Annotated in this window: 12 protein-coding genes; all 12 read right to left on the bottom strand. The window is 45.6% G+C overall.

The annotated features are described in order from the left end of the window. Window positions 1–2: 2 nt before the first annotated feature. On the bottom strand, window positions 3–1,763 hold the full coding sequence (locus L5M17_RS13240; RefSeq protein ID WP_263148044.1) for a GspE/PulE family protein: 1,761 nt from the start codon (window positions 1,761–1,763) through the stop codon (window positions 3–5). Beyond that, the gene (locus L5M17_RS13235; protein ID WP_263148042.1) at window positions 1,760–3,112 is read right to left on the bottom strand and encodes a tetratricopeptide repeat protein; all 1,353 of its coding nucleotides are present in this window, start codon (window positions 3,110–3,112) and stop codon (window positions 1,760–1,762) included. The genes L5M17_RS13240 and L5M17_RS13235 overlap by 4 nt, the downstream gene beginning before the upstream one ends. Further along, complete coding sequence (locus tag L5M17_RS13230) at window positions 3,109–4,017, bottom strand: ExeA family protein (protein WP_263148039.1); 909 nt, start codon at window positions 4,015–4,017, stop codon at window positions 3,109–3,111. Before L5M17_RS13230 ends, L5M17_RS13235 begins: the two co-directional genes overlap by 4 nt. A 6-nt stretch (window positions 4,018–4,023) precedes the next feature. Continuing rightward, window positions 4,024–5,706 (bottom strand): pilus (MSHA type) biogenesis protein MshL, encoded by a 1,683-nt coding sequence (gene mshL, locus L5M17_RS13225; RefSeq protein WP_198573054.1) that lies wholly within the window; start codon window positions 5,704–5,706, stop codon window positions 4,024–4,026. A 14-nt stretch (window positions 5,707–5,720) separates the two neighbouring features. Beyond that, window positions 5,721–6,041 (bottom strand): MSHA biogenesis protein MshK, encoded by a 321-nt coding sequence (locus tag L5M17_RS13220; RefSeq protein ID WP_263148036.1) that lies wholly within the window; start codon window positions 6,039–6,041, stop codon window positions 5,721–5,723. Then, window positions 6,028–6,678 (bottom strand): MSHA biogenesis protein MshJ, encoded by a 651-nt coding sequence (locus L5M17_RS13215; RefSeq protein WP_131523452.1) that lies wholly within the window; start codon window positions 6,676–6,678, stop codon window positions 6,028–6,030. Before L5M17_RS13215 ends, L5M17_RS13220 begins: the two co-directional genes overlap by 14 nt. Beyond that, complete coding sequence (locus L5M17_RS13210; protein WP_263148034.1) at window positions 6,675–7,277, bottom strand: fimbrial assembly protein; 603 nt, start codon at window positions 7,275–7,277, stop codon at window positions 6,675–6,677. The genes L5M17_RS13215 and L5M17_RS13210 overlap by 4 nt, the downstream gene beginning before the upstream one ends. Beyond that, window positions 7,274–8,152, bottom strand: coding sequence for an MSHA biogenesis protein MshI (locus L5M17_RS13205; protein WP_105251268.1), 879 nt, complete (start codon window positions 8,150–8,152; stop codon window positions 7,274–7,276). Before L5M17_RS13205 ends, L5M17_RS13210 begins: the two co-directional genes overlap by 4 nt. Before the next feature lie 245 nt (window positions 8,153–8,397). Then, a complete protein-coding gene (csrD, locus tag L5M17_RS13200) occupies window positions 8,398–10,341 on the bottom strand; it encodes an RNase E specificity factor CsrD (RefSeq protein ID WP_263148030.1) in 1,944 nt (647 codons plus the stop codon). Window positions 10,342–10,527: 186 nt separating this feature from the next. Then, window positions 10,528–11,772 (bottom strand): malic enzyme-like NAD(P)-binding protein, encoded by a 1,245-nt coding sequence (locus L5M17_RS13195; RefSeq protein WP_105251266.1) that lies wholly within the window; start codon window positions 11,770–11,772, stop codon window positions 10,528–10,530. A gap of 522 nt (window positions 11,773–12,294) precedes the next feature. Then, window positions 12,295–12,507, bottom strand: coding sequence for a 50S ribosomal protein L31 (rpmE, locus tag L5M17_RS13190; protein WP_063883331.1), 213 nt, complete (start codon window positions 12,505–12,507; stop codon window positions 12,295–12,297). A 181-nt stretch (window positions 12,508–12,688) separates the two neighbouring features. Further along, window positions 12,689–13,702: a FimV/HubP family polar landmark protein gene (locus L5M17_RS13185; RefSeq protein WP_263148027.1), complete on the bottom strand. Its 1,014-nt coding sequence runs from the start codon at window positions 13,700–13,702 to the stop codon at window positions 12,689–12,691. Window positions 13,703–13,726: the final 24 nt, after the last annotated feature.

Raw genomic sequence — 13,726 nt, 5'->3', positions numbered from 1 at the left:
AATTACGCCTCAACGCCTTGTTGGCTGATAATATCCTTCGACAAAGGTATCTGAGATTCACTCACGTCTTCCACCAACTTAGCGACCTCTTCAATCGTCGTCATGCCTTCGCTCAGATATTGCAAAGCTGACTCAGCGAGTGGGGTGAAGTTAGGGCTCTGCAACGCGGCACTGGCAAAATCCTGCGGATTACCAGTACGCATAGCATCGATCATCTTTTCATCTAGCTCGAGGATTTCAAAAATACCGATCCGCCCGCGATAACCACTGCCATTACAACTCTGGCAACCCGTGCCAATCCTAAAATTCGCATGGGTAAAATCTTTGCGGCTCACACTACTCAGCCAGGCTTTTTCCTGCGGTGTCGGTTGATACTCTACCCCACAGTTATGGCAGACACGGCGCACTAAACGCTGGGCAATAATCACCCTTAAGGCACTAGCAACTAAATAACTCGCAGCGCCCATATCGAGTAAACGCAGCGCACTGGTGACCGCATCGTTGGTATGCAAGGTCGATAGCACAAAGTGACCCGTTAATGCGCCCCTAAGACCAATCTCCACGGTTTCTTGGTCACGCATTTCCCCCACCATGATGATATCGGGGTCTTGACGTAAGGTAGTGCGTAATACATTTGAAAAGTTTAAGCCAATCTTATGGTTAACTTGTACTTGGTTGATCCGCGGCAATTGATATTCGACCGGATCTTCGACAGTGATGATCTTACGGTCGGCGGTATTAAGCTCGCTCAAAATACCGTACAAGGTGGTCGTTTTGCCGCTACCCGTTGGACCTGTGACCAGTAGCATGCCGTGGGGACGTTTGATCTGTTTACGAATACGCGCCAAAATAGCAGGCGGCATACCGGTTTCGTTTAAGGTCAATAAACCCGCCGATTGATCGAGCAAACGCATCACCACAGATTCGCCGTGGTAAATCGGCATAGTCGACATACGCACATCGATATGATGACCTTTGATTTCCATATGGAAACGACCATCCTGCGGCAAACGTTTTTCGGAAATATCGAGACCCGCCATCAACTTAAGTCGCAATACTAAAGCGGCAGCAATATTAACTTCATTCAGAATCGTTTCATGTAGCTGACCATCGATACGCTGGCGAATACGTAAGGCTTTATCACCGGGTTCGATATGAATATCCGAGGCGCGCATTTGCACCGCATCCTCAAAAATCGACTGCAGCAACTTAACCACTGTGGTTTCATTGTCACTATCGCCCGACGTGAGGCTGGCTAAATCGAACATCTCGTCGGCAGCGTATTCTTCTTCGAGTTTACCGGCAATCTGAGCAATTTGGTCTGTACGGCGATATAAGTTATCAAACGCTTGTAGCAGTTGCTGCTCGGGCGCTACAGCTAACTTCAAACGCTTAGGTGCGATAAGCATTTCGAGGTGATCGAGCGCCTGCAAATCGGCTGGATCACTCATAGCTACCAGTACGCTATCGCCCCTGTCTTCAACCGCTAAAGCGCGGAAACGTCGGGCTTGCACCTCAGGAATCAGATGCACGACTTCCGCTGGAATTGGCATTTTACTGATATCGAGCAAAGGCACATTCAATTGTTGCGACAAGAACTGCAGCAACTGATGCTCTGTAATCGATTGCAGATCAATGAGGGTACGACCCAGTTTTTTGCCCGTATTACGCTGCTCGCCTAACGCCTGTTGCAACTGCGCTTCGGTAATAATGGCTTCTTGAACTAACAGATCGCCCAAACGCATTTTTAATCTGGGTTTCATTGGCTATCTCCTAGCTGAGTCAAACGTTGTTCGATAAAGGCACTCGCCTGCGCCGATAAGCCTCTGTGGCCTAATGCAGTCCGATAGGCTTGGCGTGCTTGGGTAAATTGCTGCTGCGAATCAAGCGCATAAGCTAGTCCCATCCACCATTTAGCCTGTTGGGGTTCTTGTTGTAATAACTGCCTGTAGGCTTGTTCCGAAACGGAAAACTGCCCTAGCTTTTGTGCCAAATCCGATTGTGCCATCCACTTTTGTCTCGCCAGCGGATGCGTATCAGGTATGTTAGCTAACGTCACTAATGCGAGATCAGCCTGACCAGCGGCTTGCTGAACCCGAGCGAGCAATAAGGCAAAGTCTAATTGCTGCGGGAATAACAGCATACCTTGCTGCAACACTTCGCTGGCTTTGGCTAATTGACCTTGACCATAATGCAGCGCAGCCAATTGCTTGCGCGCTTCGTGCATACTGGGATCAAAGCCTAATGTTTGCTCATAATAACTAATAGCATCTTTGAGCTTGCCATCCCTTTCGGCCTCGCTCGCTAACGTAAACCGCTTCTTTGCCAGCTGCTTTGGCGTTAACTTCACCTCAGTAATCGCCATTTGCCCTTGTTCTTTGGGCGCGAGTTGATGAGTCCCCGTATCCGCTTTAAATTCTTGTACGTTAAGCCCATTACTCGCGTGACCTTCATTATCGGCGGCCACACTGGCCCGCTCCGACATCATTAACGCAGAGGGCGCAGCTACAGTGACCTCGGCGCTACGCACACTCGACGTCGCACGATTTGGCTGCGAGTGGCTTGGCTCGCTTACCGTATCGACCTTGTCATCTGCGAGTGCAAGGCTCACGTCTGCTTGTGGTTTTTGTCGCGGTTGCGAGTGTGGCTGAGCTTGTCGCTCTGATTCAGCCTCTTTTGCGGTTCCCAATTCTGGTGCCTGACTCGATGCCACTTCGGTGGCACTTGGTTCAACCTCTTCACTATTCGCTGTCATCGCTGCCGCAATCTTCTGTGTCGTCGCAAGCTTCAAGGGTTCAGCAGCGGCATCGACGTTAGGTGAAGATTCGTTTGAGACAAGACTCTCCATCCGTACAGGCTCAGTTTGAGCAGTTAATATATGTTGTTCCTGCGCTTGAGATGAAGCTGTCGCTTCCGCAGGCTTTGCCATGAAAAATTGCCAGCCATAAACCGTGCCGCCACCGAATAGCAGTGACACACCACAGAACAGCAGCCAGTGAGATGATGAACGCCTGCGAGCTAAATATTGCACCTGCGGTTGAGTGACGTTACTAAGTTCGTGCCCCTGCTGACGTTTGTCGAGATCCTGCAACATCTTGTTGATCACGCTCATACAACACTCCTCAAAACGTGTTGTAATCCCAAACCGAACACCACAGTTATCAGAGTGAAAAAAGGCAGCCATTTCCACGACAATAATCGGCGCACGCTCGCATCTTCAGTGTCTTGAATCGCCGCTTTAACGTGGGAGGTTTGCACACGCGTAGCACCCTCGCCGAAACTCAGTAACAAGGCTTTGTGGGCAAGAATATTGATCAATCTGGGGATCCCTCGGGACGCATAGGCAATCTGACGTGTTTCCCGTGATGTAAAGAGTGGTTCGCCCGCACGCCCTGCTATGGCTAATCTGTGACGAATATAAGCATCGGTTTCATCCCATGTCAGTGGGCGAAGGTTATAGCTAAAAGTAATACGTTGTCTTAATTGCCTGAATTCTTGGCGTTTAAGTCTTTCATCAAGTTCGGGTTGCCCAAATAACACCACCTGCAATAATTTGCGCGTCTCGGTTTCCAGATTAGTGAATAACCGCAGCGCCTCAAGACTGTCGTCCGGCAATGCCTGCGCTTCATCGAGTACCAATACGATGGCGTGCCCGTGGGCGCTCAAGGCTAAAAGCTGCTGTTGAATAAGTCCAGTGAGTTGCTGCTGGTCGATATTGCTGGTGTATTTAAGGCCCAGCTCACTCGCTACCGCCCAACGTAATTCAGTAGGAGTGAGATAAGGATTAGGCAAATATGCGCAATGAAACTGACTCGGCAATTCGTTGATAAGCTTGCGGCAAATCAACGTTTTACCAGTCCCCACCTCCCCTGTCACCTTGATAAAGCCTTCGCCCGTTTGCAGCGCGGTTTGCAACACTTGCAAGGCTTCCACATGTGGCGACAGGCCGAAAAAAAATCCGGTATTGGGTGTCAGTGAAAATGGAGGTTGGCTTAGGCCAAAATGCTTCTGATACATAGAAGCTTACTTTGTCTCCGGATACCAACGATCTAATAAGGTCTTAGAACGTTGTAGCTCAGTTTTCCAGGTATCAACGCCAACTACCGTAGGTTTTAACAGAATAATAAGCTCGGTTTTCTTCTTCTGCTTACTACGGTTTTTAAACAATTCACCGAGGAAAGGAATATCACCCAACAAAGGCACTTGCGATACCACTTCAATGTTTTCACTCTTCATCAAGCCACCGATGATGACTACGTCACCGGAGGCGGCGCGGATGACAGTATCAGACTCACGAATTTCACTCTGCGCTAAAGGTAGCTCCAACGAAGCGTCACTCACTTTGATGTCTTTAGTCTGCTCTTTCACATCGATAACGGATGGATGCACGTGCAATAACACATTGCCGTCACTATCAATTTGCGGCGTAACGTCTAAGGCAATGCCCGAGAAAAACGGCGTGAGCTCGACTTGTGGAGTGGTCACAGGCGTTGTGCCCGCTACTGTGGTCGATGAAACATCAGTGACAAAGTACTCATCAGTACCGACTTTGATCACCGCTTTTTGGTTATTCGATGCAGTCACCCTTGGGCTAGACAATACATCCACATCACCTTGGGTATCTAATAGGTTGATCATGGTCGTAAAGTCAGAACCTTTAATACTCAGCGAGGTCACACCACCAATCGCCGAGGTGATTTTATCGTTTAAACCAGGGCCCGCTGATGTTCCAAAATTCACATTCGTATTGCCAACATGTCCCAGCACATTATCCCATTGGATACCTTGCTGATAACCATCGGATAAGGTGACTTCGAGGATCTTCGCTTCTAAAATCACTTGGCGCTGCAAATGACTTTCTGCGGAATTTAAGAAAGTACGCACTTGGCGTAATTCACTAGGAAAAGCACGAATGGTCACTAAACCCGCCTGCGGCGTAACAACAACCTGACGACCGCCACCTGTTTCGCCGATTATCGAGGATAATGTCTCTTTCAAGTCCCCCCAAAAATCTGTCTTAGTACGCGAACGGATAAAAGTACCGTTGCTACTATCGCTACCGCCATTACTGCTCGAGTTATTGCCATTACTGCTGTTCGAATTATTGTTATTATTCGAGCCGCTATTGTTTGAATTGTTATTGTTCGAATTACTATTGGAATTATTGCTATCCGAAATCCGTCCTGAACTCACTGACGTCACAGATAAGCCATCGCGTTCCATATAGAGATAGTTCAGCGGAAACGTCTCGGTACGCATCCCAGCAGGAAACACTCTTAGGATGCGCCCTTCGCGACTCACTTCGTAGCCGTAGATATCTTCAACCACTTGAATTGCTTCAGTTAACGTCACACCTTTAAGGGATAATGAGATCGTACCTTGCACGTCAGGATGTACGGCGACACTCAGTGGTGTACCTTGGACTAAGCTTGGAAAAAATACTTTAGCATCAACATCGTGGGCTGATACATCGAAACGACGCTCAGTTTCCAATGTGGGGGTCAAACCTGATAGCAATGCGCCTGAATTCAATTCCCGCTGAACCGCATCCGGCATAGTCGCAGGCGGTGGCGTCGTTGATGCCGTTGCCGTCGCCATTGAGGCCGCTAATTCCGCCTTACTCGCCTCCGGCTGTGGCCTATTTGTGGTCTGACACGCCACAAGGCAAAGTGAGAGCAGAGGTGTAAAGTATTTAATCGCTTTCATCTGAGGTGTATTCCCTATCTCTCTGTTATTGCTTGAAACAATGTCAATTTCCGTCCATCGGACAGCGATACATAAGTGGGGGTAATTTTAACGATACTCAGCCCCTGAACGCTGTCGCCAACAGACAATATCTTGTTATTTATCACAGCATAAGCCGTGTTTCCTGAGCTTACTATGCTGTTAAGTACAAGCGCCTGATCCTGCATTTGACTCGCATTACTCTGCACAGCAAAGCCTTTACCGGGCAAAGTCGGATCGCGCAGCGATTCAGCAGACACCATAGTGCTACTAACCAATAACAACACACTGATAATATAAGACTTATTTAGAAACACTGATAAAGTCCTTATTAATACTCAAGGTATAAAGTTCAATCTCAACGGTCGCTTTTGGATATTCCGCGACTTTATAGTCGAGACGTTTCCAATAAAGTTTATCTGGCATGGCCTCAACGGCTTCAACAAAGCGCAACACAGAAAAATAATCGCCCTCTAGACTTAAGCGAATACCATGGCTATATAGATTGAGTTTTTTCTCTTCACCCACAGGTAACAAAGGGATGGGCGCTATCGACATAAACTTAATTAATTTAATCCCTTGCACTTGTCCTAGTAAATTACCCAGCAACTGCGGCATATAGTCAGCCGGCACCATATCCACCATCTGCTCATCGAGCTGGGCATCTAGGGCTTGATTTTGTTGCTGCAACAACACTAAACGCTGTTGGTAATCTTGATTGGGATCTAACGCTAAACGTTGCTGATACAAGTCAATCTGCTGAGCCGAAATCGCGTTTTCCTGCTCTAAGGCTTTTAGCTGTTGTGAAACAGCCACATGGGTTTTCCACAGGGACTCTAAGGGTAAATAACTCAGCATGCCGACCACGGCCAGAATGGCGACTGAGATCAACACTCGCTCACGGCGACTTAGCGCATCAAACTGTTGTCCTAATTGGGCTAACTTTTGCTTCATTGCGCGGCTTCCTCCTTGTTATCGCTTTTCAAGGTAAAGGCCAAAGGTTTATCTTCACCGCGATCCATGCTCATCGACGAGAAAGCTTGCCCCTTTAAAGTCTGCGTAGTTTTAAGTTTGCCAATCCACTGCGGAATGCTTTGAGGATGGTCGGCAAAACCTTCGAACATAAAATCTTGCTCATTAATGACGATATGACTAAGCCAAACACTCGCATCCGACACGACGGCTAAATCTTTAAGAACTGGCGCAAAACCACGGCTAGTTAAAGAAGTCCTAAGACTCAATTCTCCCATGAGTAATTGCTTCAGCTCTAACTGTTGTTCCGCTAAATCGACTCGCGCAACAAGATCGGCATCGGGTTTACGCGCAGCAATTTGTGCTTCTAATGCCTGTTTTTGGGTATCGAATTGCTGCTTTTGTTGGGCAGCCAACTGCTGGGCCTGTTGTAACTCACTGACTTGCCAGTAGCTATAACCACCTAAAAACGCAAATAAGATCGCAAAAACCAAGGCGTAGGCACTTAAACGCGCAAAGGTTAATCTTTGCTTCGGGGGCAATAATGAAGGAGTGTAAAGATTGACTCGGTATTTAATCACTCAGTACCTCGATAAAATTCAGCAAAGGCTAATCCCGCCATTCGCGCGCCAACACAGCTTTTATCAATGACATTCACAGCTTGATTGAAGTTTGCCGAGACTAACTTAGCTAAAGTATCCACGGCACCATCGGCGAGGAGTTCGATAGAAGATACCGGAGCCTGTCTCAATTGACTTTCAAAATAATCCATAGAGCGCTGAATTTCTAAGCTTAAATTGTCTGCCATGCCATAACTTAACTCATCCGCTTGAGTCTTATCCAATTGAGTAAATCCGCGCACGCGACGCTGCATATACAGCTGACCTTGCTTAACCACAGTCAGTAGCAATTCTTGACCGGGATTATGGCTTACTACCAGACGCGCTTGGTTGTCATCATTAAATAGGTTAGTTACGGCTAACTCTTCGATACTAATACCGAAAAGTTGTAAATCTTGTTCATGAATGGCCTGCACCATGCTCACTAACTTAGCTTTATCCACCACCACAACATTGATTTTATTACTCGGAATGGGTGACTCAAAGTAATCCAAATGGATTTGCGGTACAGGTAGCGTGACCATGTCTTTAATTGACCACAACAAGGCTTGGGATAACTCGACAGTATCGACATTCGGTTTATCGGTCAGCAGTAATTGATAAAGGCCTGAAGCCAAAATCAGCTGTAACTGTGCATTGGGAAAGGATTTAGCCACAGCAGCAAACGCCAATGACCAGTGCTCATCTTTCAGCTCAAAGGGTAACCACTGCTCAGCATTTTCTTTTTGGGCAGGTGCGTAAACCCATAATTTATCGGCGCAGACATAGACACCAAGGCTAGTCGGTTCTGTTCTCTTCTGCCAAAAGGCTAATCGACCTATAAGACTTTTTTCCATAAAGATGCCTATAACCAACTGAATTTAAAAGCTTGAGTAGTCTCTTTCGCACAAACTTCCTGTCACTCCACTCTCCAGTGCTCCTTGACCTATGACCTGCTCGATACAGAATAAAAACCGCAAACGTCATATTTTTGGCACTGGCTAGTTTAGCCGCAAATGCTCGTATTTTATAGATAAATACGTGAATAATAGGATCTATTTGTCTCTAAGACGATATTAATCACCCAAACACTGAACTTCCCTTACTTAGCCTCTATGGGTTCACTGAAATACATTCCCTGCGCTGCGCCAACACCGAGGATTTGCAGTGTCTGCCACTCTTCAAAGACTTCTACCCCTTCGGCGCAGACTTGTACTTCCGTTCGATATAAACCGCCAATCAAACTGCGGATAAATAATTGGTTTTCTGGTCGTAAATGAATATGACGCACGATGGATCTGTGTAACTTAATTAAATCAAAATGGCATTCGCGAATGTAATAAGTACCGACAACCTGCTGACCCACATGATCGACGCATAATCTCGCGCCCATTTTACGGATCATATCTAATTTAGGCTGCAACTTTTCTTGATGTTGAATAACGATATCTTCAGGCACTTCGAAAATCAGTCGCGTGGTGAGATGGCGATATTCTAATAGCGTCGTTTTTAGCCATTGAGTGAAGGCTCGGCTCATTAGCGAATCCAAACTCAGATTAATACTGTATATCTGCGGCGCTGATTTCTTAACTGTTTGAGCATTCGATACGCCGTCTGCTAATTCATTCGACAATAATAACAATACCCGCTCAATAATTTGCCGTTCGACCTGTGGCATTAAGCCACATTTATTCGCCATAGGAATGAAGAGTGTGGCACGGATTAACGCCCCCTGATTATCCCGAGCCCGCGTAAATATCTCTTTATGGTGCTCATTACCATCTGAATCAATTATCGGCTGGCTAAAGGGGAAGAATCGCCTTTGCACTAACGCATTTTCTAAAAAACTACGCCAACGCACTGAGCCTTTGGCAAATTCTTCATCAATCGCGCCTTTGTCGTACATAAACCAATTACTATTACCCTGTAATTGTGCCGCCCTCAAAGCCATATCGGCTTCTTCAATTAACTGAGCCGCATTATCGCCTGCGGTAAAATAAGCGCATCCGAGGTGGAAAAAGTTATCGCTATTCTCAACATCAGGCAAAGGCTGGCTTAGACATATCTTGAGTAATTTGCTGGCAAATTGATCCGCTTCAATTAAGGAGATTTGCGGCACGACTATGGCAAATTGATTATGGGAACGACGGGCAAAAATACTATTAGCTTGAGTTTGCAGCAATTGACTTATCGCATTAACTGTCGAGTTTAATAGCTCTTTCGTCACAGCTTCACCTTGGGATTGCTGCAATAAATCCAGATCATCCATTTCTAATAAATAGATTACCCCGTGGGCAAGCATAGCCTGATTATGACTAAGGGCGTCGAGACGATTATTCAAAAAGAGTCGGTTACCAATGCGCGTTTCCGCATCAAGAAAGGTATTAGAACGGATGAATTTGTCGAAACGCCCCCGCTCCTTTTGTGCGTCCTGTAACTCTTCTAACAACTTAGTCAAAGCACGGTTAATCAGCCTTGGTTTACCATTTCCGGGGGTAGCGAGAGCTTGCTCATGCTTACCTTGCAGAATCAATCGACTACGTAAGGCTAATTCTTCAATGCCATCGAGCTGCTGTGAAAACCATAAATAACCAAAACGCACTAAGGCAGCCACGGCTAAGATACCGACCAACAAAATCAGAATTTCATACCAACTGAAAGTGTAATGCTCGAATGGCTGAGTCAAGGTTAACTGCATACGCAAGCCAGATGTCGGCTCTAGCACATGGTCATACACCATCGCATTTTGCGTAGAAAGGTTGCCTTCATAGGCAAATAACACTTCATCTTTCAAGGTCAACCGAAAATTAACGGCATTGTAAGCAAGCAGCATGGGCGGTAGCCAAGCTTCTAGCTCCCAATCAGGTTGGTGTTGAAACTGATCGACTAACATAGTTTCGAGTTCAGCGACTTTTTGCTGCTGAAATTTATAGGTCAGCTGCACGAAACTCATCATAGCGCTCAGCAAAAATACGAAGGCGATAGCGGCTAATGACATTAACCAAAAGCTGGTTAATTTTGTAGTTAACATTCGGGTGAATTTCATCTATCCGCTATCCTGCAGGATTATTATAATTATTTGTGCGATTTTAACAGAAGCTCAACAAAAGTTGTCCGTTGATTATTCAGTAGCATAACCTAAAAGGCAACTAAGACGCTGTGACTTTAATGTCCACTTAAAAACAAAAAAGAGGCTAATTAGCCTCTTTTTAATGTTTTTACCACTTTTAGCCTAGTCGGCGTATTTAGGTAAAGTGGTGATCGCAGCCACACCAGAGTCGATAGCCGCTTGTGCAACCGCACGGGCGACATTTGGCAATAAACGTGGGTCCATAGGTTTTGGCAGCACATATTCAGGGCCAAAACTCAGCGACGTCACATTAGGATAAGCCTTCAACACACTCGCGGGCACAGGCTCTTTTGCCAGTGATGCAATTGCATGAACTGCCGCAATTTTCATCTCATCATTAATGCAAGACGCACGCACATCCAATGCACCACGGAAAATAAATGGGAAACACAATACGTTATTCACTTGGTTTGGATAGTCGCTACGACCCGTACCCATGATCAAATCACTACGCGTTGCATGAGCAAGTGCAGGTTTGATTTCAGGATCTGGGTTAGAACACGCAAAAATCACTGGCTTATCGGCCATCAGCGCGACTTCTTCTGCACCAATGACGTCAGGACCTGATAGACCTAAAAATACGTCTGCGCCTTTAATAACATCAAGAAGCGTGCGTTTCTCGGTATCATTCGCAAATAGTGCTTTATATTCATTAAGATCTGTACGGCCAGAATGAATAACACCTTTAGTGTCTAGCATGTAAATGTTGGCGCGATTCGCACCGCATTTTACCAGCATAGTCATACAAGCGATGGCAGCAGCACCCGCACCCATACACACAAAAGTCGCGTCGCTTATCAACTTGCCTTGAATTTCCAGCGCATTGATCATACCCGCCGCAGTCACGATTGCGGTGCCGTGTTGATCGTCATGGAATACTGGCACTTTACAACGAGCAATCAATTCACGTTCGATAACAAAGCATTCGGGCGCTTTAATATCTTCAAGATTGATACCACCAAAAGTGTCAGCAATCGCAGCAACAGTATTGATAAATTCCTCAGGCGTATTATGCGTAATCTCAATATCTGTCGAATCGATATTCGCAAAATGCTTGAACAATAATGCTTTACCTTCCATTACAGGTTTAGAAGCCAAAGGGCCCAAATTCCCTAAACCTAAGATAGCCGTACCATTGGTAATCACGGCAACCGTATTACCTTTATTGGTATAACGATACGCATTGTCAGGATCTGCAGCGATTTCGCGTACTGGCTCAGCCACACCAGGGCTATAAGCTAGGGCGAGATCGTGACTCGTTTCGGCGGGTTTGGTAAGGCAAACTGCGGTTTTGCCTGGTATGGGAAATTCATGATAATCGAGTGCTTGTTGACGAATATCTGACATTTTAAAATCCTGAAATGCGACATTTATAATTTATGAGAGTAAGACCTACCAACACACATCTAGTCTCACCAAAGGGTGATGTTAATAGTCTGGCTGGTCGGGGTAAGATACGCCAATAAGGGGAATTTATAAATAAGAGATTCATAAATTTCAATTTAGCCGCCAAATAGACCCTCTAAGCTTAGTTTTATAAACTTATCTCCTATAATAAAGCTGCATTTCTTAATATGTTTTGTAGGAAACAAACATATATTTTGTAGTTACTGCGCTAGTTGTAGCGACTTAATCTCAAAAATGTTGGTTAAATTACAATATATGGCGACTAGCATATTTATCTTATAGTTAATTGCTATAAATAAGTCGAATTATACACTTGAACTCTCAATACTGAATAAGTTGACGATTTATTGAGTGAAGTCGTACCAGCTAGATATGTAGAATAAGCGGAATAAAGAAAATCGACGAATAACACAAAGCAAAAAGGCGCCATAGGCGCCTTTTCTAGAAACATTGCAATCGCAATTATTTCTTTGCAAGCACTGCGAAGCGCTTGTTGAATTTGTCGATACGACCGCCGGTATCAACAACTTTTTGTGTACCAGTGTAGAATGGGTGACAAGCACCACATACGTCTAAATGCAGATCTTTACCAGCAGTAGAGTTTACTTTGATAACGTTACCACAAGTACAGTTTGCAGTGATGATAGCGTATGTTGGGTGGATACCTGGTTTCATTGGGGTTACCTCAAAAGTGTAAGGCCATGTCGCTCTTCCAACCCGTAGTCGGACACCACATGCATGTTAATAACAATATGTTTAGGGCGCAGAATGGTACAGCATACCTACAAGGGATACAAGTAGATTATCTGAGCGTTTGCCGGTTAATCCGTGTCTATTTTGACTTTAGTTAAGCGGCTTATTTTCCCGCTTCTTTAGCCTCAAATACCGCCCGCGCCTCTTTAGCATCAGAATGCTGATCCAAAATCATTTTCGAAGGACAAGATAGCACCGCATTGCTCTTGAGTGCATTGATTCTATTCTTCGAGAAAGCCACAGGATTTGCCTCATAAATCGCCAACATAGCGCCATATACACTCACATCCCAATCCTTGGCATATCGATTAGCGATACGCCACAACGTCTCGCCAGCAAGATACGTTAAATGGCAATGTTCGGGCGTCTGTGAGGCCGTTTCAGCAATATTCTGTTTTTGCTCATTATTTGCCGTTTTCACTATTTCGGGAACCACAGTTTCAGTTGCAGCGTTTTCAACAGCCCCTTTTTCAACAGCAATCGTCTCAGAGGTTTTAGCGAAGGCGTTTATCTCAGTAGCCGACGTATTTTGTTTGTTCGCGGCTTCAGGAAATCTAAAGCCAGTCACCACTTCTACCGTTGGTACTTTGGATTGGGTATTTGCAGCAGTAGCAACAGTCGCTGCGGGCGTTACCTCTGCAACTGGCTTTGGTTCTGCCACCACTTTTACAGGCTTAATGCCCACTTTATCCGCACTTTTTGGGGCGCCCGCTATGGTGGTCTTTTTAGTGTCCGAAACCGCTTTTATCGTTAACGCGGCAGAGGCAGGTTTAGCTGTGCCGAATAAATTGATACTTTTGACGTCATACCATCGGTCAAGACGATACTCTCTCACTAAGAGTTTAGCGCTACTATCCTTCACATCTTCAACGCCAGTGAGTAAAACTAAAAAGCGATTAATCTCCTCAACCATTAACCTTTCTTCGCCGCTTGCTTGCTGCACAACAAACTCTAAGCGCGACATATCTTGATTGTCTGCGATCACATTCACCCTGAGTTTAGGGTAAGCGCCTAATTCAAACATCCGGCTATTAATGCTCACATGGGAGACTTGTGCCATGCTAGGTGCGCTGCACACCAAAGCAAGTAGACCTAATGATTTCACTATATTAGCCATTTATTTACTCTCAACTATCCTTGG

It is taken from the genome of Shewanella sp. SW24 (assembly GCF_025653395.1).
Lineage (GTDB): Bacteria > Pseudomonadota > Gammaproteobacteria > Enterobacterales > Shewanellaceae > Shewanella > Shewanella oncorhynchi.
Note: the sequence above shows the minus strand (reverse complement) of the source record. Positions and strands in the feature narration are given on the sequence as shown.